This window comes from Dactylosporangium sp. NPDC051087 (assembly GCF_055586325.1).
On record NZ_JBVJIJ010000018.1, the window covers coordinates 270,495 to 294,679 of the forward strand.

17 protein-coding genes are annotated in these 24,185 nt (G+C 72.7%); 15 read left to right on the forward strand and 2 right to left on the reverse strand.

The window, feature by feature from the left end; translation table 11 throughout:
• Positions 1 to 3 precede the first annotated feature (3 nt).
• Entirely contained in the window at positions 4 to 1,296 is a 1,293-nt protein-coding gene (locus tag ACZ6TV_RS32315) for a glycosyltransferase (protein WP_465301080.1), read from the forward strand.
• Positions 1,297 to 1,410: 114 nt separating this feature from the next.
• Positions 1,411 to 3,030 (forward strand): rod shape-determining protein, encoded by a 1,620-nt coding sequence (locus ACZ6TV_RS32320; protein WP_465301081.1) that lies wholly within the window; start codon positions 1,411 to 1,413, stop codon positions 3,028 to 3,030.
• A 120-nt stretch (positions 3,031 to 3,150) separates the two neighbouring features.
• Here ACZ6TV_RS32320 and ACZ6TV_RS32325 read toward each other — a convergent pair whose 3' ends face one another.
• Positions 3,151 to 5,457, reverse strand: a complete 2,307-nt coding sequence (locus ACZ6TV_RS32325) for a GTPase-associated protein 1-related protein (RefSeq protein ID WP_465301082.1) — start codon at positions 5,455 to 5,457, stop codon at positions 3,151 to 3,153.
• A gap of 97 nt (positions 5,458 to 5,554) precedes the next feature.
• Entirely contained in the window at positions 5,555 to 6,562 is a 1,008-nt protein-coding gene (locus tag ACZ6TV_RS32330) for a hypothetical protein (RefSeq protein ID WP_465301083.1), read from the reverse strand.
• A gap of 565 nt (positions 6,563 to 7,127) precedes the next feature.
• Between ACZ6TV_RS32330 and ACZ6TV_RS32335 the strand changes: the two genes are divergently transcribed.
• The 13 genes from ACZ6TV_RS32335 (at position 7,128) to ACZ6TV_RS32395 (ending at position 24,068) form a co-directional block, all read left to right on the forward strand.
• Positions 7,128 to 7,373, forward strand: coding sequence for a hypothetical protein (locus tag ACZ6TV_RS32335; protein WP_465301084.1), 246 nt, complete (start codon positions 7,128 to 7,130; stop codon positions 7,371 to 7,373).
• A 399-nt stretch (positions 7,374 to 7,772) separates the two neighbouring features.
• Positions 7,773 to 8,348: a TerD family protein gene (locus tag ACZ6TV_RS32340; RefSeq protein ID WP_465301085.1), complete on the forward strand. Its 576-nt coding sequence runs from the start codon at positions 7,773 to 7,775 to the stop codon at positions 8,346 to 8,348.
• A gap of 253 nt (positions 8,349 to 8,601) precedes the next feature.
• Positions 8,602 to 9,786, forward strand: coding sequence for an HpcH/HpaI aldolase/citrate lyase family protein (locus ACZ6TV_RS32345; protein WP_465301086.1), 1,185 nt, complete (start codon positions 8,602 to 8,604; stop codon positions 9,784 to 9,786).
• Complete coding sequence (locus tag ACZ6TV_RS32350) at positions 9,783 to 11,138, forward strand: phosphoribosyltransferase family protein (protein ID WP_465301087.1); 1,356 nt, start codon at positions 9,783 to 9,785, stop codon at positions 11,136 to 11,138. Before ACZ6TV_RS32345 ends, ACZ6TV_RS32350 begins: the two co-directional genes overlap by 4 nt.
• Positions 11,135 to 12,253, forward strand: a complete 1,119-nt coding sequence (locus ACZ6TV_RS32355) for a cysteine protease StiP family protein (protein ID WP_465301088.1) — start codon at positions 11,135 to 11,137, stop codon at positions 12,251 to 12,253. Before ACZ6TV_RS32350 ends, ACZ6TV_RS32355 begins: the two co-directional genes overlap by 4 nt.
• A complete protein-coding gene (locus tag ACZ6TV_RS32360) occupies positions 12,250 to 13,080 on the forward strand; it encodes a hypothetical protein (protein WP_465301089.1) in 831 nt (276 codons plus the stop codon). The genes ACZ6TV_RS32355 and ACZ6TV_RS32360 overlap by 4 nt, the downstream gene beginning before the upstream one ends.
• 17 nt (positions 13,081 to 13,097) lie before the next feature.
• Positions 13,098 to 14,648, forward strand: a complete 1,551-nt coding sequence (locus tag ACZ6TV_RS32365; protein WP_465301090.1) for a TerD family protein — start codon at positions 13,098 to 13,100, stop codon at positions 14,646 to 14,648.
• 50 nt (positions 14,649 to 14,698) lie between these two features.
• Positions 14,699 to 16,411, forward strand: a complete 1,713-nt coding sequence (locus ACZ6TV_RS32370; protein ID WP_465301091.1) for a TerD family protein — start codon at positions 14,699 to 14,701, stop codon at positions 16,409 to 16,411.
• 81 nt (positions 16,412 to 16,492) lie between these two features.
• Positions 16,493 to 18,079: a TerD family protein gene (locus ACZ6TV_RS32375; RefSeq protein WP_465301092.1), complete on the forward strand. Its 1,587-nt coding sequence runs from the start codon at positions 16,493 to 16,495 to the stop codon at positions 18,077 to 18,079.
• Positions 18,080 to 18,141: 62 nt separating this feature from the next.
• Positions 18,142 to 18,768, forward strand: coding sequence for an AIM24 family protein (locus ACZ6TV_RS32380; RefSeq protein ID WP_465301093.1), 627 nt, complete (start codon positions 18,142 to 18,144; stop codon positions 18,766 to 18,768).
• A 10-nt stretch (positions 18,769 to 18,778) separates the two neighbouring features.
• The gene (locus ACZ6TV_RS32385) at positions 18,779 to 19,549 is read left to right on the forward strand and encodes an AIM24 family protein (protein WP_465301094.1); all 771 of its coding nucleotides are present in this window, start codon (positions 18,779 to 18,781) and stop codon (positions 19,547 to 19,549) included.
• Positions 19,550 to 19,722: 173 nt separating this feature from the next.
• Positions 19,723 to 23,022, forward strand: a complete 3,300-nt coding sequence (locus ACZ6TV_RS32390; protein ID WP_465301095.1) for an NACHT domain-containing protein — start codon at positions 19,723 to 19,725, stop codon at positions 23,020 to 23,022.
• A 176-nt stretch (positions 23,023 to 23,198) separates the two neighbouring features.
• On the forward strand, positions 23,199 to 24,068 hold the full coding sequence (locus ACZ6TV_RS32395; protein ID WP_465301096.1) for an alpha/beta fold hydrolase: 870 nt from the start codon (positions 23,199 to 23,201) through the stop codon (positions 24,066 to 24,068).
• Positions 24,069 to 24,185 lie beyond the last annotated feature (117 nt).

Here is a 24,185-nt window from a genome sequence, read left to right on the forward strand (position 1 = left end):
CTCATGCGTGTGCTGTTCGTGTCCGCGCCGCTGCTGGGTCACGTCATGCCGCTCGTCCCGCTCGCGGAGGCGTTCCGGCGGGCCGGGCACGACGTCCTCGTCGCCACCGCCGCCGACGCGCTCACCGCCGGGCGGACCCGCAAACTGCCCGTCGTCGACGTCGCGGCCGGCTTCTCCTTCGACCGGATCGCCCGCCGGACGATGCTGCGCCACCCGTTCATCGCCCGCGCCGAGCTGGCCGGCACCGGCGGCACGCGCGGCGTGGCCCTGCTGTTCGGCGCCGTCAACGAGCAGCTCGTCGACGGCGTCGCGGCGGTCGCCGACCGCTTCCGCCCCGACCTCGTCGTCTACGAGCCGCTCGCCGTCGCCGGTGCGGTCGCCGCCGCCCGGCGCGGCATCCCCGCCGTCCGCCACGAGAACAACCTCTTCGACGGCGCCGTCCTCGCCGGCGTGACCGCGGGCCCGGCGCTGCGCCGGCACGGCGTCGACGCCCTGCCCGACCCGGTCACCGCCGTGCAGCTCGCACCCGCCGAGCTCGTCGGCGAGCGGCCCGGCCTGCCGATGCGCCGCCTGCCGGTCAGCAGCGACACCCGCACCAACGCCCCGCTGCCGTTCGGCCGCCCGGCCACCGGCCCGCCGCCACGCGACCAATCGGGTGCCGGCTCGGTGCCGCGCGACCAATCGGGTGCCGGCTCGGTGCCACGCGACCAATTGGGGGGCGCTTCGGTGCCGCGCGACCTTTTCGGGGGCGGTCGTGAGCCGGTCACGCCGCTCCCGCCCGCCGGTGGGCGGCCACGGATCGCGGTCACCCGCAGCACCATCGACGGACCCGGCAGCGGCGGCATCATGCGCGCGATCGTGGCCGTCGCGCCCGAGGTCGACGCCGACATCCTGCTCGTACGGCCGGAGCGGGGGCTGCCGGACCGGCTGCCCGGCAACGTGTACACCACCGGCTGGCTGAACCTCGACGCGCTCATGCCGTTCCTCGACGCCGTCGTGCACCACGGCGGCGCGGGGACCGTCCTCGGCGCGCTCGCCGCCGGGATCCCGCAGCTCGCCGTGCCCGGCCCCGGCGACCGCCGGCACAACGCGGGCGTCGTGGAGCGCTCAGGTGCCGGCTGGTCGATGTCGGGCGCCGCGATCACCGCCGACCAGCTGCACCGCCTGCTGTCCGACTACGGCCTGCGGATGACCGCCGCCCGGTTCCGCGACAGCATGGCCGCCCGCCCCCACCCGGACGAGGTCGCCGCGCACCTGGCCGCCATGATCCAGCGTTCGAGCTCGCCGCACGCCTGACCACCGCGACGCGACGGCCGCCCTGGCCCGTCGCGGTTCAGCGGCCGCTGGGAGGGCGCTGTGCCCGGCGGGCGACCGGAGGCGGACGGCCGGCGTCGGGCGTACGCTGCGGACGTGCACCGGCTGGCCATCGACCTCGGCACCTCCAACACGGTCGCGGTGCTGCGCGACGGCGACGGCACCGCCCGGCCGGTCCTGTTCGACGGCCATGAGCAGCTGTCGTCCGCGGTCCACGCCGGTCCCGGCGGCGCGCTCGTCGCGGGCCCCGACGCCGAGCGCCTGGCCCGCGCCGACCCGGCCGCGTTCGAGCCCAACCCGAAGCGCCGCGTCGACGACGGCACCGTCCTGCTCGGCGGGCACACCGTCGCGGTCACCGACGCCCTCGCCGCGGTCCTGGCCGCCGTCGCCGCCCGGGTCCCCGCGGCGCCGGCGCCCGTGGTGCTGACGGTGCCGGCCGGGTGGGGCGCACCGCGGCGGGCGGTCCTGACCGCCGCGGCGGCGAAGGCCGGGCTCGGCCGGGTGGAGCTGGTCAGCGAGCCGCTCGCCGCCGCCGCGTACTTCGCCGGGGAGCACGACCTGCCGCCGGGCGCGGCGCTGCTCGTCGTCGACCTCGGCGCCGGCACCACCGACCTGGCCGTGGTCCGCGACGGTCAGGTGGTCGCGCAGGGCGGCCTCGACGTCGGCGGCCTCGACATCGACGCCGCGCTCGTCGGTGTACTGCGCACCGTGCTGCCGCGCGAGGTGTGGGAGCGGCTCGACGCCCCGGTCACGGCCGCGGACCGCCGGGACCGGCTGCTGCTGTGGCAGGAGGTCAGGGCCGCGAAGGAGAGCCTGTCCCGGCTCACCGTCGCGCCCGTCCACGTGCCGGGCTGCCCGTCGGACCCGCACCTGACCCGCGAGGAGGTGGAGTCGGCCGCCGCCCCGCTCCTCGCCCCCGTCGCCGACCTCGCCGCGGACCTCACCGGACCGGACCTCGCCGCCGTGTTCCTCGTCGGGGGCGGCAGCCGCCTGCCGCTGCTCGCACGGATCCTGCACGCCCGGCTCGGCGTGCCGCCCGTGGCCGTCGAACGGCCGGAGACCGTCGTGGCCGAAGGCGCCCTGCGCTCGGCGGCCGCGCCCGGCGTTGCCGCACCGGCCGGTCCGCCCGTCGCCCCGGCCACGCCGGCGCGGGCCGCGGTGACGCCGCTGCGGCGCAGGTGGCGCAGCCCGGCGACGGTCCTGCTGATCCTGCTCTGCTTCGCGCTGCCGTTCGCGACCGTCTCGTGCGAGCCGCTCGACGGCTACGGGCGGGCGCAGCGCGGCGGGACGACCCAGTACACCGGGTTCGACCTGGCGGCCGGCGGCGCCCCGGAGGTCAGCCCCGACGACCAGCGGCGCCCGCCCGACCCGCGGCACCCCGACCGGCTCGACCCGCAGCCGCCGCACATCGCCGCGCTGCTGCTGATCGCCGCGATCCTCGCCGTCACCGCCGGGCTCGCCCACGACCGGCGCCGCCGGGCGGTGACCGCCGCCCTCGCCGCGCTCGCGGTCCTGGTCCTCGCCGCCGGGCAGCTCATCGTCACCGACCGCCTCGCCGCCGCCGTCGCCGCGCAGAGCCGCCTGCCGGAGGGGAAGACGGCCGCGGACATGGTCGGCACCGGACCAGGGTTCTGGCTCGCCGCGGTCCTCCTGACACTGCTCGCGGCCGGCAACGCGATATTCCTGCGCCGGCGCCGCGCCACCGCCGGGCCGTGAACCGGGCGCGGGCCGTGCACCACGCGGCCCGCGCCACCGACGGCCCGCACCACGCGGCCCGCGCCGCCGGACGGCGCCCCGCGGAGCCGTCCCGGAGGTCGACGCGGGCCTGAGCAGTGGTCAGTGCCCGCCGAACGGGTGGATGAGCCGGTTCAGCCGCCGCTGGGAGCGGACGTGCTCCAGGTACGCCTCCCACGACGCCGACCACGCCGGGCCGAACGCGGCGATCAGCTCGCCGACGCGGTGCAGCTGGCGGCTCGACGCGCGGGTCGCCCAGCGCAGCACCGGCGCGGTCAGCACCGGCCGGAGGCCGCGGCTCTCCGAGTTGTGCATCAGGTGGTACGCGACGACCGCGTGCCGCTCGTCGCCGGGCTTGCGCAGCAGGTCGCTGAGCAGCGCGACGTAGTGTTCCACGACGCCGGGGTGGCGGCGCAGGACGGCGAGCAGCTCCCGGGGCGGCGCGCTGTGGGCGAGGGCCGCGGCGACCCCGTCGGCGTGCAGCTCTACGAGGCGGGCCGGCAGCTCCTCCAGCTCGTGCAGCAGCGCGACGGTGCCCCCGTCGGCCCGGGTCGTCGCCGTCGTCAGCCGCTGGACGACGGTGCGCAGCACCCGGTCGTCGGCGAGCAGCTGGAACAGCCGCCGGTGCCGGGGCACGAGCCGGGCGTCGACGAGCAGGTGCCCGGCGGCCAGGTCCTCGGCGGTCAGCGGGTCGTCGCCGGTCAGCCTGCCGACGAGCCCGTCCAGGACCGCCGGCGGCAGGACCGTGCCTTCCGGCGCGAGCCGTTTGATCAGCCGCAGCTCGCCGGCGGTCGGCTCGGCCATGCCCCACAGCGCGGTGGCCGTCCACATGAAGCGGTCCGGGTCGTGGGACACCGCGGTCAGGTGCCGTTCGACGAGCCCGGCGCGGTCGTCACCGGCGAGGACCGCCCCGGCGAGGACGGCCTCGACGAGCGCGGGCTCCAGATCGTCGATCCGCGGCATGAGCCACCGCCACCAGCCGGTGCCGATGCCGTGCCGCCGCACCGGGACGGCCCTGACCCGGCGGGTCAGTTCGTCGACGAGTGCCTGCGTCAGCCGTTCGCCGCACGGCCAGCGGTCCGCGTCGAAGCCCGCGTGCGGGTGGTCGGCCCAGAACTCGACGAGGTCCCGCCCGCGGTCGGCGAGGTCGGACAGCCGTACGTCGACGCCGAAGCGGGACGCGACCCTCAGCAGCGCCTCGGACCCGGTCGGCGCGGGCCCGGCGTTCAGCGCGGCGAGGACGAGCCGGCGCGCGGCGGAGGCGTCCTGGGCGGTCCACTCGCCGGCGGGCAGCGCGGGCGGCACCCGGCCGGCGACCTCGGCCCGCAGCGCGGCGGCGTCGGTCTCGCCGAGCACGAGCGCCAGCCGCACCGCGGCGGCCCTGCCCGGCAGGAGCCCGTCGCAGCCCGCCGCGTCGAGCGCTTCCAGGACCGGCAGCGGCCAGCCCCGTACCGAGGTGGTGAACACGTCGGCGACGGTGCCGGCGTACGTCTCGCGCACGTCCTGCGGTCCGGTGCGCAGCCAGCCCGCGACGGCCTCGGCGTGCCGCTGGTCGGGCTCCAGGCGCATGACGGCGGCGAACCCGAGCGCGGCGGCCGCCTCCGGCGGCTCCAGGCCGCAGGCCGCGGCGACGTCGAGCGCCTCGACCACGGCGCCGGGGTCCTCGGCGAGGAACGGCCCGACCCATCGCAGCGCGTGCGGCGTCGGCACCGTCTCGGTGAACGCGTCCTCGGCCAGGTCGAACACGGCGCACCCGTCCGGCAGGTCGGTGCCGGGCCGGACGCCGACGACCGGCACGCCGGCCGTGGCGGGGTCGGCCGCGAAGACCCTGAAGCCGAGGGCGAGGGCCTTGCCGGGCGGCAGGAGCAGGGTGCCCGCGGCGATCCACTCGACGACCGGGGCGACCTGCGACCCGACGACGGCGATCAGCGGTGCGCCGGGCTCGCCGGTCCGGTCCATCGCCGACACCAGCGCCAGCAGCATCGCGGCGCCGCCCGGCCGGGCCAGGACGCGCTCACGCAGCAGCGCCGGGGTCAGCGTGGTCGTCGGTGCCGGTGTCAGGGTCCCGCGGGCGGGGGGTTCCTCGGTCGCGCCGGTCCAGAACGGGGCGCCGAACAGCTGCGCCGGGCGCAGCGACCCGTACGCGGCGGGGTCGCCGGTGACGATGCCGTGGGCGACGTGGCTGGCGGTGCCGGTGTGCCGCCGGACCGTCGTGGCGTAGGAACCGCCGTCGGCGACGTGCCCGAAGGAGGCGACGTGCCCGGCGGGGGCGGGCGGCTCGTACCGCGGGAACGCGCGCACCTCGGGCGCCGCGCCGGTCCGGTCCGCCCGGTTCGCGACGTGGATGCGGGTCTCGATCCGGGGCGTGCCGGTGGCCGCGGTCCGCTCGTGACGCGTCTCGTCGTGCATGCCGTCGCTCCCATCCTGGCCCGGGCATGGTTCGGCGCTCTCTGACGGACCGGTCCGTCAGAGAGCGCCCGGGCGCCGCGGATGGGGCGGGGTGTGGCTACAGGTCCTCGACGATGGCGAGGACGGCGACGACGATCCGGGAGATGCGGTCCTGGTCGCGCAGGAGCCGCCCGACGTGGTCACCGTCGGCGGCGCTGAGGTGCGGGCCGCCGTCGAGGACCGGCCCGGAGCCGTCACCGAAGGCGACGTTGATCACTTCGGCGACGACGGTGCGCGGGTCCTCGCCGGCCTGCAGCCGGGTCCGCATCGCGGTCATCGCCAGGTGCGCGAGCTCCCGCATGTACAGGTCGTCGCGCTCGCCGGCGTCGATCAGGCTGAGCGCGGGGCCGAAATGGTCGCCGGAGGCGTTCTCCGGGGTGAAGCGGGGCACCGGCACGTGCTTGTGGCCGAGGGGGCCCTCCACGTACCGCTCGTACCATTCCCGCTTGGCCCGCATGACCCGCAGCACCGTCTCGATGTCGTGGCGGACGTCGACCTGGGCGGCGGGGTCCCAGTTGCCGGTGAACCGGCAGCGCAGCGCCGTCCAGCTGTCGACGGGCCACACCTGGGAGCCGGCGGTCGCCGGGTTGCCGACCCAGTTGAGCATCTGCACGGCGAGGTGGACCAGCCAGCGGTCCCCGCCGAGGCCGTTGACCAGCCACTTCGGGGCGCGGGGCCGCTGCAGGGCGCCGATCTCGCCGCGGCGGCGGCGGTGCCCGTCGACGGTCGCGGAGTTGATGAGCCCGCAGATCCAGGCGTCGAGGTTGTCGATGGGCGCCGTCGCGCGGCGTACCACGTCGTGGACGACCGCCTCGACGTCGTCGTGGAAGCGGTCGAGGCAGTCGTCGGCGAGGTGGCGCACCGAGACCGCGCAGGCCGGGTGGCCGCGCCGGCGCTCCAGGCCCTGGGTCAGGCCCGTGTAGACGACCGGGTAGACGACGGAGTAGGCGCCGCCGGTCAGCCGGAGCCGCTCCGGCTCGTCGGCGTCAGCGACGGTCGCCGCGAGTGTCCCGAGCCTGGCCAGGCCGCGAACCTCATCGGCCGCCGTCGCACTGCGTCGAGGCATGACGATTCCCTTCACCAATTCGAGACCTGCGTGACGTGGGCACACCGCGGGTTGGATACTGCGCCGAATCGCCTTGTCGAACGCATACGCCAGTCTGGCATTGCATATTTGGAAGGGAACGGCACTTCCCGTCGAATCGGAAGTCGATCAGACCGGAGTGGATCGGCCTTTTGGCCGAGGCGTCCGTCGATCAGTTACGGCGATGGTGACGCTTCGCGCTGCACCGCTTGTGAACGAACGACCCTGCCCGGGCGGGCGAATACGGACATCGGTGCGGTCCGAACGCCGCCGCGCGGTCCTCAGTGGCCAGGAAAGGGCATGTCAGTGGCCAATGTGTGGCCAGTTTCGCCGGGTGGTCACGGGCGAACAATCCATCGGTTGACATCAATCTGTGAACGGATGTTCGGTGGATGGATGGTTGCGGTCCGTCAAAGTCATCCGGGTCGTGCAACCACGCCCCGGGACGCGAGCGCGGAGGTCGATGCCATGGGCGGAACCAGGTTGCCGGTGACCCCCGAAGCGGCTGTCGGGCGCGCTCCGGGCGCGGGTCTGCGAGCATAGGGGCATGGCCACTCCGCCCACGGACCCGCCGGCTGACCGGCTCACCGAGCTGTTACACCGGGAGCTGCGCACCGCACGGTCAGCGGCGATGGAGGAGGGGTCCAGCCCCGACGAGATCACCGCGGACCTGACCGAGCGGGTCGCCCGCATGCGCCGCCTCAACGCCGCCGGCTGGCGGCCGGGCTCCGGCGCGCCCGAGCCGGCGCCGGTCACCCAGGACGACGAGGCCCGCGGCACCGACCCGGCCTGACCCGGGTCGTCATGGGCCGTCCGGCCTGACCCGATGCGACCCGGTTCGTCCGGCGGCTCCCAGCCAATTCAGAGCAACGTGCGCGGGCTTGCGCCAAGCTCGGCCGCCGGGCCGCCGTGGATCGGTAAAATCGGCCGTGACCTGCGGCGAAGCGGCCCGCTTCCGGGCCGCCAGATGCCCGGACGCGCGGAGGTTGATCAGCGGTTTGGGACCGGCCTCTACACTCGCACATGAATTTCCGGTGCAACCGTTCGTTCCCGGTCGTCAAAGGCTCCGCTGATCTGCGACGCTTTCCGCGATGGTCGGCACGTCCATGGCGGCCTTTGGAAATGGTCCGGCACGGTCCGGTCCGTATCTGCAACAGCGGGGGTCACCCCGCATACCGAGTTGGAGGAGTTCGTGGGAGTCAGCCTCAGCAAGGGCGGCAACGTCAGCCTCACCAAGCAGGCGCCCGGTCTGACGGCCGTCACCGTCGGTCTCGGCTGGGATGTCCGGACCACGACCGGGGCCGAGTTCGACCTGGACGCGAGCGCGATCATCTGTGGCGAGTCCGGCAAGTCGATCTCGGACCAGCACTTCGTGTTCTTCAACAACCTGGCCTCGCCGGACGGCACGGTCCAGCACCTCGGTGACAACACGACCGGTGAGGGCGAGGGCGACGACGAGCAGGTCAACGTCAACCTGGCCGGCATGGCCGCCGAAGTGAGCAAGGTCGCCTTCCTCGTGTCGATCTACGACGCCGAGACGCGTGCCCAGTCCTTCGGTCAGGTGTCCAACGCCTACATCCGGGTCGTGGACCAGGCCACCGGCGCCGAGCTCACCCGTTACGACCTGTCGGAGGACGCGTCGACCGAGACCGCCATGGTGTTCGGCGAGCTGTACCGCAACGGCGGCGAGTGGAAGTTCCGCGCCGTCGGTCAGGGCTACGCCTCCGGCCTCGCCGGCATCGCCCGGGACTTCGGCGTCAACGTCTGACCCGTCAGGGTCGCTGCACCACCGCCGCGGGTCGCCCATCCATACGGACGGACGGCCCGCGGTCCCGTACCCGCACCTCCACTACCGGCAGCGATGGCACGTTCACACAGTCCGATATCTGCCACGGGGATCAAGAAGTCCATGCCGCTCGAATTCACAAACCTGACCTAGGGTTCCCCCGCCGGGCCACACCTCGTCCAGGTCACGCCACGGCACATGTTTCCCCGCCCGGGTCAGAGAGAAAGGACACCGAGTGCGCTACTTCTCCCACCTACCCGGGTCCGCCGACGCGCTGTTTCACCGGCGGCCGGTCGCGTTCACCCAGGACAGCCCGCCCGAGACCCTCGCGATGGCACTCGGCGCCACCCTCTACTCACCGGCGGTGCGCCCGCGTCTCGCCGAGGACATCGTCCGCTGCCACGCCGAGGGCGTGATGAGCATGGTCGGCTGCCTGGAGGACTCGATCCGTGACCGCGAGGTCGACGAGGCCGAGGTCAACCTGGCGAGCCAGCTGCGCCGTCTCGCGCGCATGGAGGCCGGTGGACCGCTGGTCTTCGTGCGGGTCCGCAACCCCGACCAAATCTACCGACTCGCCGACCGGCTCGGCGACGATCTGCGGATCCTCAGCGGGTTCGTCCTGCCGAAGTTCCGGCCCGACGAGTCCGGCCAGGCAGGGCTGAAGGCGGTCCGGGAGATCGCCGACGGCAGCGGCCTGCCCCTGTACGCGATGCCGGTGCTCGAGACGCCGGAGATCGCGTACGCGGAGACCCGGATGCCGACCCTGCTCGCGGTCCGTGACATGCTCGAGAGCAACCGCGACCGGGTCCTGGCCGTCAGGGTCGGCGCGACCGATCTGAGCAGTATCTACGCCCTGCGCCGGACGGCGGAGCTGACCGCGTGGGACGTCAACGTCGTGGCCGGCATCCTGACCGACATCGTCAACGTGCTGGCCCGCCGGGACGGCAGGGGGTACGAGGTGACGGGCCCGGTCTGGGAGTACTTCTCCGGCGGCGAGCGCGTGCTCAAGCCGCAGCTGCGGGTCACGCCCTTCGAGGACCACGACCCGATGCTCCGCACGAAGCTGGTCCGCCAGGCCCTCGACGGCCTGATCCGCGAGATCGTGCTCGACAAGGCCAACGGCATCGTCGGCAAGACGGTCATCCACCCCAGCCACGCGGCGGCCGTGCACGCGCTCAGCGTCGTCAGCCACGAGGAGTACTGCGACGCCCAGGCGATCTGCGACGACTACGCGGGCGACGGCGGGGGCGGGGTCCTGCGTAGCGTGTACATGAACAAGATGAACGAGGTGAAGCCACACCTGTCGTGGGCGGAGCGGACGCTGGTGCGCGCCGACATCTTCGGGGTGGCCGCCGAGGGCCTCGGTTTCGTCGACTTCCTCGACGCCTCGGTCAGCAGCAGCAAGGAGCACGTCGCTTGAGCGGGCACAGTCCGGTGTGGTCGGGCACCTGGGTCACGGACCGGCTCGGGGTCCGGCTCACCGACGCCACCGCGGAGGGGCCGCGGGTCGCGGACCTCGCGGGGCTCGCCGTGCGGCGCAACCCCCGGCGCGCGCACCTCGTCGTGTCGCAGGTGCTCGGCAAGCACGTCCCGGCCGAGCCGCGCACGATCTACGCCGCCGGCCGGCTCCTCGCCCTGCGGGCCGCCGCCGTCCTCGGCGCGGAGACCGTCCCGGACGCCGACCTGACCTGGGACGCCGACGACCTCGACGAGGTCAAGCTGCCCGGCGGCCCGCCCCTCGTCGTCGGCTACGCGGAGACGGCCACGTCGCTGGGGCACGTCGTCGCCGACGGTTTCGCCGACGCGGACTACCTGCACTCGACCCGCCGGGCCGTGCCCGGGGTCGCGCTGCTCGGCCGCTTCGACGAGGCGCACAGCCACGCCACCGAGCACCTGCTCCTGCCCGCCGACGCCGCCTGGCTCGACCGGGACGGCCCGCTGATCCTCGTCGACGACGAGCTGACCACCGGCCGCACCGCGCAGGCCACGATCCGTGAGCTGCACGCCGTGCGCCCCCGCGAGCGGTACGTCGTCGCCGCGCTGCTGGACCTGCGCACCGCCGCGGACCGGTCCGGGTTCGCCGCCCTCGGCGAGGAGCTCGGCACCCGCGTCGACGTCGTCGCCCTCGCCACCGGTGAGGCGGTCGTGCCGGCCGACGCCCTCGAACGCGGCCGTGCGCTGGTGGCGTCGCTGGACGTTCCGGGGCAGCATCAGCAGCCAGGGGCGGCAGCGGCGGGCGGGGTCACCAGGATCGACGCGGACTGGCCGGCAGGACTGCCCGAGGGGGGCCGGCACGGGTTCGCCGCCGCGCACCGCCCGGCGCTGTGGGAGACCGCCGACCGGCTCGCCGGGCAGGTGGCGGCGGCCCTGCCCGAGGGCGGTCCGGTGCTGGTCCTCGGCAGCGAGGAGCTCATGTACGCGCCGCTGCTGCTGGCCCGCGCCCTGGCCCGGCACCGGCCGGTCCGCTTCTCCTCGACGACCCGGTCGCCGGTCCTGCCGGTCGACGAGCCCGGCTACGCCATCCGCAGCCGGCTCACGTTCGCCGCGCACGACGGCACCGACACCGACAAGCCCCGCTTCGCCTACAACGTCCGCGGGTTCGACCGGATCGTGCTCGTCGTCGACCGTACCGGTGACACTCCCGCACTGTGGGAGGACGGCGGCCTGGTGGCGGCGCTGCGCGGAGTCTGCCAAGGTGTCACGGTCGTGGTCGTCCCGGATCTGCGGCCGGCAGTCGTCCGAGCAACGCAACCGCAGGAAGGGACCCGGTGAACGTCCAACCCCCACCGCTGCACGGCCCGGAGTTCTCCTCCTACGCCGCGTCCGAGGTGAGCTGGCTGCTGACCGACCTGTCGCACGTCGCCCTGGAGGCGCCGGCGGCGGAGCGCGAGGCGATGATGCAGGCGAAGGCCGGGCACTACGCCGAGTCGCTGCCGATCGAGTACCAGCCGACGGCCGAGTACCTCGACCTGTTCCACGAGGCCCTGGCGCTGTCCGCGGAGCGGGTCGCGCACGCCGTGGGGATCGTCACCGAGCTGGTCCTCGCCGCCCGCTCCTCCGGGGCGGTGCTGGTCTCGCTGGCCCGGGCCGGCACGCCGGTCGGCATCCTCATGCGCCGGTGGGCGAAGTTCGCGCACGACCTGGAGCTGCCGCACTACGCGGTGTCGATCGTCCGCGGGCGCGGCATCGACGGTGAGGCGATGCGGTACCTTGCCCGCCACCACGACCCGGCGCAGGTCATGTTCGTCGACGGCTGGACCGGCAAGGGCGCCATCTGCCGGGAGCTGCGCGAGGCCCTGGCGGGGACCGCCTTCGACCCGACCCTGGCCGTGCTGGCCGACCCCGGCGGCTGCACCGAGCTCTTCGGCACCCGCGACGACTTCCTCATCCCGTCGGCCTGCCTCAACTCGACGGTGTCGGGGCTGGTGTCGCGCACCGTCCTCAACGACCGCTACATCGGGCCCGGCCAGTTCCACGGCGCCAAGTTCTACAAAGAGCTCGCCCCCGGCGACGTGTCGGGGCTGTTCCTGGACGCGGTCGAGGCGTGCTTCCCGGCGGTCGCCGCCCGGGTCGCCGCCGACTGGCCCGGCCTCGCCGCCACCGACCGCACCCCCGACTGGAGCGGCTGGAAGATCGCGCTGCGGCTCAGCGAGGAGTACGACCTCGACGACGTCAACCTGCTCAAGCCCGGCGTCGGCGAGACGACCCGGGTGCTGCTGCGCCGCTCGCCGTGGCGGGTGCTGATCCGCCCCGACGCGCGCGCCGAGCTCGGGCACATCCTGCTGCTGGCGAAGGACACCGGCATCCCGGTCGACGAGGTCGCCGACCTGCCCTACGCCTGCGTCGGGCTGATCCGCCCGAAGGGTGCGAAGGGGGCCACGCAGTGACCACCGTCGTCGCCACGGACCTGGACGGGACCGTCATCTTCTCGGAGAAGGCGATGTCGCACGGGCCCGTCCGCCCCGCCGACGAGGACCTGGTGCCCGTCGACGTCGACGGGGACCGGATCTACGCGTACATGACGACCCGGGTGGTGCGGCAGTGGACCGGCCTCGCCGACGCCCGCGTCGTGGTGCCCGCCACGACCCGCTCGGTGGAGCAGTACCAGCGGCTGCGGCTGCCCGGTCAGCGCCCACCGGCCGCGGTCGTCTGCAACGGCGCCCGGATCCTCGTCGACGGCGAGTCCGACGCCGCGTGGGAGCGCACGGTGCGGCAGCGGCTCACCGACGGCGGAGCCTCCTTCGACACGGTGTGGCAGGAGGCGCAGCGCTGGCGCGAGCAGCGCGGCTTCGACGCCGTCCGGGCGGTCGAGGACTTCTTCATCTACCTCACCGTGCGGGTCCGCGAGCCGTGGCTCACCGACTTCGCCGGCGAGGCCGCCGCATGGGGACGGATCAACGGCTGGAGGGTCTCGCTGCAGGGCAGGAAGCTGTATCTTCTGCCCACCGGTCTGGACAAGGCCGCCGCGGTGGCGCACGCCGCCGAGCGGCTGGGCGCGGACCGGGTCGTCGCCGGCGGGGACTCCCTGCTGGACGCCGACATGCTCCGGGCGGCGCACGCGGCGATCCGACCGGCGCACGGGGAGCTCCACCTCACCGGCTTCACGTCGCCGCACTGCCTGACCACGGCTTCCGCGGGTGCGGCGGCCGGCGACGAGATTCTGGACTGGTACGTGGCGCAGACCGGTGACCGGTCGGCCTTGACGGACATCTGACAAGAGGAGAACAGAGCATGGCCACCACGCTGGTGAAGGGTCAGAACACCGCGCTGACCGCCAACGACGTCCGCGTCGTGGTGGAGGTCGGCGTCGCCACCGACCTGTCCGCGCTGCTGGTGACGACGGCCGGCAAGGTGCGGACCGACGCCGACTTCGTCTTCTACAACCAGCCGGACGGCCCCGGCGTCAACGTGCGCGACGCCGGCGGCGGCAAGTGGCAGGCGTCCGTCTCCACCGGCGCGATCCCGGCCGACGTCGACAAGGTCCGCGTCGTGGTCAGCGTCGACGGCACCGGTCAGCGCTTCGGGCAGTTCGCCCCGCCCGTCGCGAAGGTCTACGACCAGGCCGGCGCCGAGCTCATCCAGTACGTGGTCACCGGCCTGGACACCGAGAGCATGGTGATCGCGCTGGAGATCTACCGTCGCGGCGCCGACTGGAAGGTCCGGGCCGTCGGCCAGGGCTACGCCGGTGGTCTCGCCGACCTGGTCCGCGACCACGGCGTGTCCGTCGACGACTCGCCGGCCCCGCAGTCGGCCCCGCCGGTCGCCTCCGCCCCGCCGGTCGCGCCGCCGCCGCCCGTGGCGCAGCCGCCCGCGCCGCCGGTCGCGCAGCCGCCCGCGCCGCCGGCCGCGCCCGTCTACACGATGCCGTCGCAGACCGCGCCGTCGCACGTCGCGCCTCCGCAGGAGACCCCGGCGTACGGGCAGAACACCCCGCAGCACAACCCGCCGCCGTACGGCCAGCAGCCCCCGGCCGCGCCCGGCTACGGCCAGCAGCCGCCCGCCGTCCCCGGCTACGGGCAGCAGCCGCCCCCGGCCTACGGTCAGCAGCCGCCCGCCGCGCCCGGCTACGGTCAGCAGCCGCCCGCCGCGCCCGGCTACGGTCAGCAGCCGCCGGCCGCCCCCGGTTACGGGCAGCCGACCCAGCAGATGCCGCCGGTCCCGCCGGCGCCGGCCGCCCCCGTGCAGGACGCCCCCGTCGGCGGTCCCGGCGGGCCCGTCAACCTCAGCAAGGGCCAGCGGGTCTCGCTGCGCAAGCAGGACGGCTCGTCGCTCAGCCTGGTCCGGATGGGCCTCGGCTGGGACCCGATCAAGAAGCGCGGCCTGTTCGGCAACCGGGAGACCGAGGTCGACCTTGACGCCTCGGCGATCCTGTTCGCCGACAAGCAGCCGGTCGACATCGCGTTCTTCAACCAGCTGCGCAGCAAGGACGGCTCCGTCCAGCACACCGGTGACAACCGCACCGGCGCGGGCGACGGCGACGACGAGTCGATCGTGGTGGACCTCAACCGCGTCCCGGCCCACGTCACCACGATCATCTTCGTGGTCACCTCGTACGAGGGGCACACGTTCGCGCAGATCGAGGCGGCGTTCTGTCGGCTGGTGGACGAGACGACCCGGGCCGAACTGACCCGCTATACGCTCTCCGGCGGCACCCCGAGCACCGGCATGGTCATGGCGAAGCTGCACCGCGACGGCGGCGGCTGGAAGATGACGGCGATCGGCGAGCCGCAGAACGCCAAGCAGCCGCTGGAGATGATCCCGGCGCTGGGCCGCTTCCTGTAGCACCGAGCAGTCACCGAGTCAGGGTCCGTCGGCCATCAGGAGGACAAACAATGACGCAGGTCTTCGTCAAGGGTCAGAACGGACCCCTGGCGGCGCAGCAGCTCAGGATCATGGTCGACGCCGCCGTCGCGGTGGACCTGTCGGCGTTGCTGCTCGCGGAGACGGGACGCGTCCGGTCCGACGGTGACTTCGTCTTCTACAACCAGCCGGCGGTGCCGGGCGTGACGTGGCTGACCGGCGGCGCCGGCGGGGCGCAACGGGTCGAGATCGACCTGTCCGCGCTTCCCGCCGACGTCGCCCGGGTCATCGCGGTGATCAGCCCCGACGACCGCACCATGACGTTCGGGTCCGGCGCCGCGCCGGTCGCCCGGCTCGTCGAGGCGACCGGCGCGGAGCTGGGGACGTTCACCATGCAGGGCCTCAGCGAGGAACGGGCCGTCATCGCCTGGGAGCTGTACCGCCGCGCCGGCGCCTGGAAGGTCCGCGCCGTCGGCCAGGGGTACTCCGGCGGCCTCGCCCAGCTGATCGCCGCGCACGGCGTGGACGTCGAGCAGGAGGAGCCGGTGGCGGCCCCGGTCACGTCCTCGCCGCACTTCCCGGGCACGTCCGGCCCGGTCACGTCGTCGCCGCACTTCCCCGGCACCGGCGGGGCACCGGCCGCGTCGCAGCAGCCGCAGCAGCCGCTGCCGGAGGTCGGCGGCCCCCTGGAGGAGCGCCTCTACCAGCAGGTGTGGTCGATCTTCCAGGACGCGGCGCGGTCCACGTCGGCGCTGCGCTCCGCCGTCGGCTACGCCGAGCAGCGCCGCGACAGCGAGGTCGGTGAGCTGCTCAACGACCCGCGGCTGCGCAACTCGCCGCAGACGGCCGCGGCCCGCGCCGAGGCCGACCGCCGCCACGACGAGCTCGTCCGCCGCGCGGAGGCCGACCGCCGCCGCGACGTCGACCAGCTCGTCACCGAGCTCAAGGGTCTCTCGGCGACGCTGCCGGCGCCGATGGCCGCGTGGGACAGCCCGCGGTGGCGCGACTGGCGCCTGCCGGAGACGCTGACCGTCGGCATCCGCGTCGGTGACGTGCACGTCCCGGAGTCGCCGGAGCTGCGGATCCCGCTGCTGTTCCGGCTGCCGCTGATGCGGGCGCTGTGGATCGACTCGACCGGCGCCGACCGCGACACCGCCGTGGCGATGGCCCGCTCGGTCGTGGTCCGGCTCCTCGCCGCGCACCCGCCCGGCCAGCTCAGCGTCTCCGTCGCCGACCTCGCCGGGGGCGGCGCCGCCGCCCGCGCGTTCGACCTGGGCGGCCCCGGCGCCGCCACGTCGGTGCCGGTCGCCGCGACCCCGCAGGCGCTCAGCGACATGCTGGAGCACCTCGTCGAGCGGGTCGACCTGGTGCAGATGGCGATGCGGGCCGGCGCGACGGACCCGTCGCACGAGCACATCGACGGGGGGCGGCGGCTGCTGGTGCTGCACGACTTCCCGTACGGGTTCGACGAGGCCACCTTCGCGCGCCTGCAGTACCTGCTCAGCGAGGGGCCCGAGGCCGGCGTGCACATCCTGATGGTCGCCGACCCGCAGGACTCCTCGACGCTCGGCCCGATGGTCGGGGCGGTGTGGCGTTCGATGGCGCGCCTGCCCGTCCTGTCAGGGGACCACATGGGCGACCCGTGGGTGGGGCTGACCTGGACGTTCACGCCGGACGCCACCACGGGCAGCACCGCCGTCGAGGAGATCCTCGCCCGCCTGGCCCGTCAGGCGGACGGGCGATGATCCGTATCTGTCAGGCACCACTTGAACGGTGCCGCTATAAGTTGATCGCAGACGCGCTGTCGTTGTAGCCGAGGAGATCACGTGTCTCAGAACTTCACTCGGGGGCAGAAGAGCCCGATTTCGAACTTCACCACGGGAGACGACCTGTATGTAGGCATCCAGTTGAACGCTCCCGGGATCACGTGGGACATCTCGTGCTTCGGCCTGGACGCCGACGACAAGCTGGTTGACGACAACTACTTCATCTTCTTCAACCAGCCGAAGTCGCCCGAGGGGTCGATCCAGAAGCTGGGCCCGCAGTCCGGTGACACGGACTCGTTCCGGGCGACGCTCAGCGCCGTGCCGGAGAAGGTCGCGAAGCTGTCGTTCTGCGCGGCGATCGAGACGTCCGGCACCGCCAGCCAGCTGCAGTCCGGCTACCTGCGCATCGTCGCCGGTGGCCAGGAGGTCATGCGCTACGCCTTCACCGGCGCCGACTTCGGCACCGAGCGGGCGATCATCATCGGCGACCTCTACCGCAAGGGTGTCTGGCGCGCCGCCGCCGTCGGGCAGGGTTTCGCCGGCGGTCTCGCCGACCTGATCCGCTCGTACGGTGGCAACGTCGACGACGAGCCGGCTCCGGCGCCCGCCGGTCCCGCGCCCGGTTTCGCGCCGCCGCCCGGTGGGCCGCCGCCGCAGCAGGGCTTCGCGCCGCCGCCCGCGCCGACGCAGCAGTTCGCGCCCCCGCCGCAGCCCGCGCCGACCCAGCAGTTCGCTCCGCCGCCGCAGCAGGGTTACCCGCAGCAGCAGCCCGGCTTCGCGCCGCAGGGTCAGCCTGGGTACCCGCCGCAGCAGCAGCCCGGTTACCCGCCGCAGGGTCAGCCTGGGTACCCGCCGCAGGGTCAGCCCGGGTATCCGCCGCAGCAGCAGCCCGGTTACCCGCCGCAGGGTCAGCCCGGTTACCCGCCGCAGCAGCAGGGCTTCCCGCAGCAGCCGGGTGAGCTGCTGCCGTCGCAGGTCCAGCCCACGCAGCCCGGCGTGATGCACAGCCTCCAGAAGTACAAGGAGGTGCCCGCCACCGGCATCCGCTGGTCGAAGCAGAACGGCAAGCTCGTCAAGGTCACCCTCGGCGCGGACGCCCACGCGCGGCGCGGGTCGATGGTCGCCTACCAGGGCAACGTCGAGTTCGAGTACAAGGGCTCCGGCGGCCTGAAGGCGATGTTCGAGGGCGCGATGACCGGCCAGGGCCTGAAGCTCATGACGCTGAAGGGCCAGGGCGAGGTGTTCCTCGCCGAGAACGCCAGCGACCTGCACATCGTCGAGCTGCAGGGCCAGGCGCTGTGCATCAACGCCAACAACGTGCTCGCCTTCGACGCGAGCCTGCAGACCGAGGTCAAGCGGATCGAGAGCCCCGGCATCCCCGGCGGCGGCTTCTTCCACCTCGAGGTCCGCGGTCAGGGCACCGTCGTCGTCATGACCAAGGGCACCCCCGTGACCCTGATGTGCCAGGGCCCGACGTTCGGCGACATGAACGCCGTCGTCGCCTGGACCGCCGGCATGCGGGTCGCGGTGTCGACGCAGGTCCGGGTGTCCCGGCAGATCTACGCCGGCGCCAGCGGCGAGTCCGTCGCGCTCCAGTTCATGGGAATGCAGGGCCACTTCGTCGTGGTCCAGCCCTACGAGGTCTGAAAGGGGACGCTGTGCAGAGTCCACTGCTCCAACACTATGGCCAGACGCAGGTCCGGGACCGGATGAGTCTCCACGGCAGCAAGATCGCCAAGGTGATGATGATGCAGGGCCAGGACCTGATGGCCCGCACCGGCTCGATGATCGCCTACGAGGGCCTCATCGACTTCAACCCCAACCCGCCGCAGCTCGGTCAGATGGCCCGCTCCTGGGCGACCGGCGAGGGCGTGCCCCTGATGACCGCGACCGGCCAGGGCGAGCTCTACCTCGCCGACTACGGCAAGGAGGTCGTCGTCATCCAGCTCGCCGGCGAGGGCCTGTCCGTCAACGGCAAGAACATCCTCGCCTTCGACGCCGGCCTGCAGTGGACCATCGAACGGGTCAAGGGCGTCAGCATGTTGTCGGGCATGGGCATGTTCAACGTGGTCATCCGCGGCAACGGGTGGGTCGCGCTGACCAGCAAGGGCACGCCCGTGGTGCTCGACACCCGCGAGGCGCCGACCTACGTGGACACCGACGCGCTGGTGGGCTTCACCGACGGGCTGAGCATCAGCCCCAAGCGCACCGCCCGCTTCGGCAGCCTCATCGGCCGCGGCTCCGGCGAGTCGTTCCAGCTCGGCTTCTCCGGGCAGGGTTTCGTGATCGTCCAGCCGAGCGAGGACGCGCGCCCCGCTTTCTCGGCGCGGGGTTGAGGAGACCGACATGTACCAGAGCTCACTGCTGGCCAACCAGGAAGTGCAGACCACCGAGCGCTTCGCCCTGCAGAACGGCAAGATGCTCAAGGCCACCCTCGGCCAGGCCACCGGCATGCGCGAGTTCTTCGCCCGCAAGGGCGCGATGGTCGCCTACCAGGGCGGCGTGAACTTCGACGCGCAGTACCAGGGCTGGGGCTCCCACATCGCCCGGCACTTCACCGGTGAAGGCCTGAACCTGATGAAGGTCCACGGCAGCGGCACGGTGTTCCTGGCCAACCAGGCCCAGGACATCCACGTGCTCGACCTCACCGGCGACGGCCTCACGGTCGACGGCAACAACGTCCTCGCCTTCGAGACCTCGCTGCGCTGGGACATCGTGCGCATCGACTCGCAGGTGCAGATCGCGGGCGCCGGCGGCTACAACATCGACCTCAACGGCCGCGGCAAGGTCGCCGTCACCACGACCGGCGCGCCGCTGGTCATGCGGGTCACCCCCAACAACTACTACTTCGCCGACGCCGACGCGGTCATCGCCTGGTCCTCGAGCCTGCAGGTCAGCATGCAGGCGGCGGTCACGTCCTCCTCGGTGTGGCGCCCCCGCGGCAACACCGGCGAGAGCTGGCAGATGCAGTTCACCGGTGAAGGCTTCGTCGTCGTCCAGCCGGCGGAGCTGCTGCCCCCGTACGACGCCCTCGCCGGCACCAGCATGGCCGGCCGCTTCGGCCTCGGCCAGGGCGGCATGGCGGGCAACAACCCGTTCGGCGGCATGGGCCGCTGACCGCACGCACCACCGCCTGCTGAGGCCCCGGTCGAGCTCGTCTCGACCGGGGCCTTCCCACGTGCGGATTCCCTCTGATCAGCTGGTCGTCGTGCGGTCCCGGTCCTGCCGATCGAGCCGGTCGTGCTATGGCCGGTCACGGTATGCGCATGCAACCCTACTCATCGAGGGACATGGTGAATGAGGGGGCGGCATTGGCCAGGTCGTTGACCTATGCGGATGCGGTGCGCATCCTGGGTGGCAGAAGCGGCGTGGTCGACGTCGTCGCCCGGCTCAGCGGCGGACTGCTGATGAGCGTCCCGACCGGAGGGCTGGCCAGCCTCCTCAGCCTGCTGGACGCGAAGACGGAATTCGTGGCAGCGTGCCATCGGCTGTCGAACAAGGTCTATGAACGGCGGCGGGGGCTGTCGCGCCTGGACCGCACGAAGCGCCTCGAGGCGGCGCACACGATCCTCGTGGTGCTCGCCTACTTCGAAGCGCTGGACGACATGTCCGTCCCGTTCAGGTACGCGGACCTCGAACTCGACGCGTCGCAGCAGGTCGCCGTCGTGGGCCGGCAGCCGTTGCTGCCGCCCGCGGGCTCGACCTTCGTCACCGCGCTGCAGTCGACAGGCAATCTCGTGCCGCAACCGCACATCGCGCACGAGGATCAGATCGAAATGCTCCGGCGGCATTTCACCGATCTGTCCAACGCCATTTCGCGGCTTGTGAGCGGCCTCGCGATCTGGGACACGTGGAGCGAGACGGAGCAGCTGCGGTTCACCCGCGAACTCGACGCCGTCCCGGGGCGCGCGGTGGGCAAGTACGAGATCCTCCTGCGCCGCCTCGCCGGCGAGTTTCCAGAAGTGGCGTTCTGGACGGGCACGCGGGAGCATCAGGCGACGCGGGTCGAGGTGCGTGCCGCGCTCGAGGGCATCGAGACGATCCTGACCGAGATGGCACGGTCACCGGCACAGGTCAGGTCGCGGACGGGCCTCGTCAACACGTATCACGCGGCGCTGCAACATCCGATCGCCGCGCTGGAGACCGGACCCGACGACCCTCGGCTGCCGACGGTCGAGGAGAGCTACATCGAGCCCAGGTTTCGGGTCGGCACGGCCTCCTACGGGCTGCGGCTGAGCGACGAGTCCTTGTGGGAACGGTTGCCGATGCGGTCGGACCTCGACGAGTTCCTGGTCGGGTTCCTCACCTCAGGGCTGGCGCTGCGGGCACCGCTGATCGTGCTGGGGCAGCCGGGCTCCGGCAAGTCGCTGTTCACCAAGGTCCTCGCCGCCCGCCTGACGAGCGTCGACTACCTGCCCGTCCGGGTGCCGCTGCGGCATGTCTCGGCCTCCGACGACCTCCAGGAACAGATCGAAGAGTCCGTCTACAAGCAGACTGGGGAACGACTGACGTGGCCTGAGCTGGTCCGTGCGGGCGAAGGCGCACTTCCCGTGGTGATTCTCGACGGCTTCGACGAACTGCTCCAGGCGACCGGCGTCAGCCGCTCCGACTACCTGGTCCGGGTCGCGCACTTCCAGCAGCGGGAACTGGAGCTCAACCGCGCGGTCACGGTCATCGTCACCAGCCGGACCAGCGTCGCGGACCGGGCGACCGCACCCGACGAGACCATCGCACTGCGACTGGAGCCATTCGACCGGCAGCGGGTGCATGACTGGATCGCGATCTGGAACCGGATCAACCACGACTACTTCCTGGCCCGCAACCGCAACCCGCTGACGGCCGAGTCGGTATGGCGGCTCAGGCATCTCGCGGGCCAGCCGCTGCTGCTGCTGATGATGGCCCTGTACGACGCGGACGGCAACGCGTTGCAGCGCCGCCGGCCCGGGCTGCACGAAGATCAGCTCTACGAGCGGCTGCTCCAGCTCTTCGCGAGCAGGGAGGTCAACCGGGTACGCAAGGACATCTCCACCGAGCATCTGGAGCGCGAGACGGAGCTCGAGCTCCGCCGGCTCTCGGTGGTCGCGTTCGCGATGTCCAACCGGCGCCGGCAATGGGTGACGGAGCACGAGCTGGAAGGTGACCTGCCGGTGCTCTTCGCTCCGCACACGCGGGTGGAGCGGGACATGCGCACCGCGCTGAAGGCGTCGGAGATCGTGCTGGGTCGATTCTTCTTCCTGCACCGCGCGAAGGCGAACGAGAACAGTGACGAGCCGTTGCGGACCTACGAGTTCATGCACGCCACGTTCGGGGACTTCCTTGTCGCACGACTGACCTGGAGCGTGCTGTGCAACATCGACGCGCGGGAGCGGGCGTCGACGTTCGACATGGTCAACGAGAAGATCAACGATGACTTTCTGTACGCGCTGCTGTCGTTCGCGCCGTTGAGCCTGCACACGCCCGTCCTGCGGTTCCTTGCCGGCATGGCGAGCCGGCAGAGCGACGAGGAGCGCGGGCACCGGACCGAACTGCTGATCCGGTTGTTCCGATCCGCGCACCACCATCGCGACGGTGGCGCTTTTCTCGGCTACCGCCCCGTCGGCAGCACCGTCCCGGCCCGTCATGCCGCCTACGCCGCGAACCTGGTCCTGCTCACCGTGTGTCTTGAGCCGACCGTGCGAGGCTCCCGGCTGCTCGGGCGCCCACCTGCCGTCAACGGGGACGGGCAGTCGACGAACGGCAACCGTGACCCGGTCGGCGCGTGGAAGAGCGAGACGCTCCTCTGGCGCTCCCAGCTCGGCTCGGACGGATGGGCGAGCATCATGGAGTCGCTGGACCTGGAGCGGATCTGGGCGGACGGCCACCGGGACTTCCTCCTGCGGCTGAAGGAGTCCGTCCAGCCCGTTGCGGACATCGACCTGTACTGGACGTACAACCGCCCACCCGGCGACGAGAGCAGACGGGAGCCGTTCGTCAGCACGGGACAGCATCCGGACTGGCTGCGCCGTAGCGCCAATGTCATGGCCCGGGTCGGTGACGACATCACGGTGCACGCGCTCGAGCCGATCGCCGAGACCTTCGGCATCACGATCAATACGGTCGTGGGCTGGGGAGAGGGTTCGGCACGCAGCGCGGCGCACGTCCTGATGCATGCGTGGCTGCGCCCGTTCCGCGACGACGCCGTCGACGACCGCGTCGAGGTGTACCGGCTGTGCGCGCGGATCGCCACCCAGAACTTCGCGTCCTGGGACGATGAGACCCGCGCCCGCTACGCGATGGCGTTGTTCGACCGGCTCGCCGCCGACGGCTCGGTTCCGGCCGCCGATGTCGCCGCCATGCTCACCGACTTCGTGCAGGACGCCGATCGGGTGCGGCTGCCCGGTGTCGCGCCGTACGTCGTCCGTTGCGTGCTCGCGACGCTCGGGCGGGACCCGGACAGCGACGGGCCGCTGCTGGGCGTCCTGGGTCGGACAGCGGCGTCGCCGGACGGCGGTGTCCCCGAACTTGTCGAGCTCGAGCGGGCCCGGTGGGCCAGGGTCGATCGGCTGTTCCCGCCGTCAGCAGGGGAGAGTCAAGGGGGATCGGGAGGCTGAAGGCCACTCTTGTCCGTCAATATGTGAATGGCCGGGGACACCGACCTGACGCGCTCCGAGCCAGCAGTGATCCTGATTCGCCGCCACCCTGAGCGGGACCACGAAGCGAGGCATGGTTGTCACCGGTAAACGCTCGAACCGTCAATGTCCGCGCCGCCGATGGGCGGAACCTGGCAGTGGAGATCGCCGGTGCTGACGATGGACTGCCGGTCTTTCTGCTGCACGGCACTCCTGGCAGCCGTCGCGGCCCGCGTCCCCGGTCCAGTGTGCTCTACCGGCTCGGTGTCCGGCTGATCTCCTACGACCGCCCGGGCTACGGCGGCTCCGATCCCCACGAGGGGCGGCGGGTCGTGGACGCCGCCAATGACATCCGGGCCATCGCGGACTCCCTCGGCATCGGGACGTTTTCGATCGTCGGCCGCTCCGGCGGCGGCCCGCACGCGCTCGCCTGCTGCGCCGAGGTGGGCGAGCGGGTCACCCGAGCCGCGGTGCTCGTGGGGCTGGCGCCGGTCGACGCGGCCGAACTGGACTGGTTCGGCGGGATGGTCGACAGCAACGTGGGTGAGTACATCGAGGCCAGCAACGACTCGCAGGCGCTCACGGAACGCTTGCGCCTGCGTGCCGACCGGACGGCGAGCGATCCGGAAAGTCTCGTCGAGTCCCTGCTCAGTGAATCGACCGACCCGGACCGCCGGATCGTCAGTGGCGTGGCGATCCGGCGGTTGCTGACGGACACCTACACCGAGGCGGTCAAGGCCGGTCCCTACGGCTGGATCGACGACATACTCGCGCTCCGGGCGCCATGGGGGTTCGACCTCGGGGACATCGCGGTGCCTGTGCGGCTCTGGCACGGCGCGGAGGACAACTTCACGCCGGCCAGTCACACGCGTTGGCTGGCCGGCCGGATCCCGGGCGCCGACGTCCAGGTGCAGTTGCACACGGCGCATTTCGGTGCTGTGGAGATCCTGCCGGAGACCCTGGCGTGGCTCACCAGCGAGCCGCCGGGACTGGCGAGCCACGCGACAGAGCAGGTCGACAGATCCTAGGTGACTGGTGTTAAACGATGGTCTGGCCCGGAGGGCCAGACCATCGTTGTCGTCTTGCGGGGTGGGGTTCGGCGGCGGGTTGAGGTTGGGTTTGTTGCTTGAAGTTGTTGCTGGGTC

Bases quoted from the DNA above. Each gene is read 5' to 3' on its own strand.
- ACZ6TV_RS32315 (WP_465301080.1), top strand. From the start codon at position 4: ATGCGTGTGCTGTTCGTGTCCGCGCCGCTGCTGGGTCACGTCATGCCG.
- ACZ6TV_RS32325 (WP_465301082.1), bottom strand. From the start codon at position 5,457: ATGCACGACGAGACGCGTCACGAGCGGACCGCGGCCACCGGCACGCCC.
- ACZ6TV_RS32330 (WP_465301083.1), bottom strand. From the start codon at position 6,562: ATGCCTCGACGCAGTGCGACGGCGGCCGATGAGGTTCGCGGCCTGGCC.
- ACZ6TV_RS32335 (WP_465301084.1), top strand. From the start codon at position 7,128: ATGGCCACTCCGCCCACGGACCCGCCGGCTGACCGGCTCACCGAGCTG.
- ACZ6TV_RS32365 (WP_465301090.1), top strand. From the start codon at position 13,098: ATGGCCACCACGCTGGTGAAGGGTCAGAACACCGCGCTGACCGCCAAC.
- ACZ6TV_RS32370 (WP_465301091.1), top strand. From the start codon at position 14,699: ATGACGCAGGTCTTCGTCAAGGGTCAGAACGGACCCCTGGCGGCGCAG.
- ACZ6TV_RS32380 (WP_465301093.1), top strand. From the start codon at position 18,142: ATGAGTCTCCACGGCAGCAAGATCGCCAAGGTGATGATGATGCAGGGC.
- ACZ6TV_RS32385 (WP_465301094.1), top strand. From the start codon at position 18,779: ATGTACCAGAGCTCACTGCTGGCCAACCAGGAAGTGCAGACCACCGAG.
- ACZ6TV_RS32390 (WP_465301095.1), top strand. From the start codon at position 19,723: ATGGTGAATGAGGGGGCGGCATTGGCCAGGTCGTTGACCTATGCGGAT.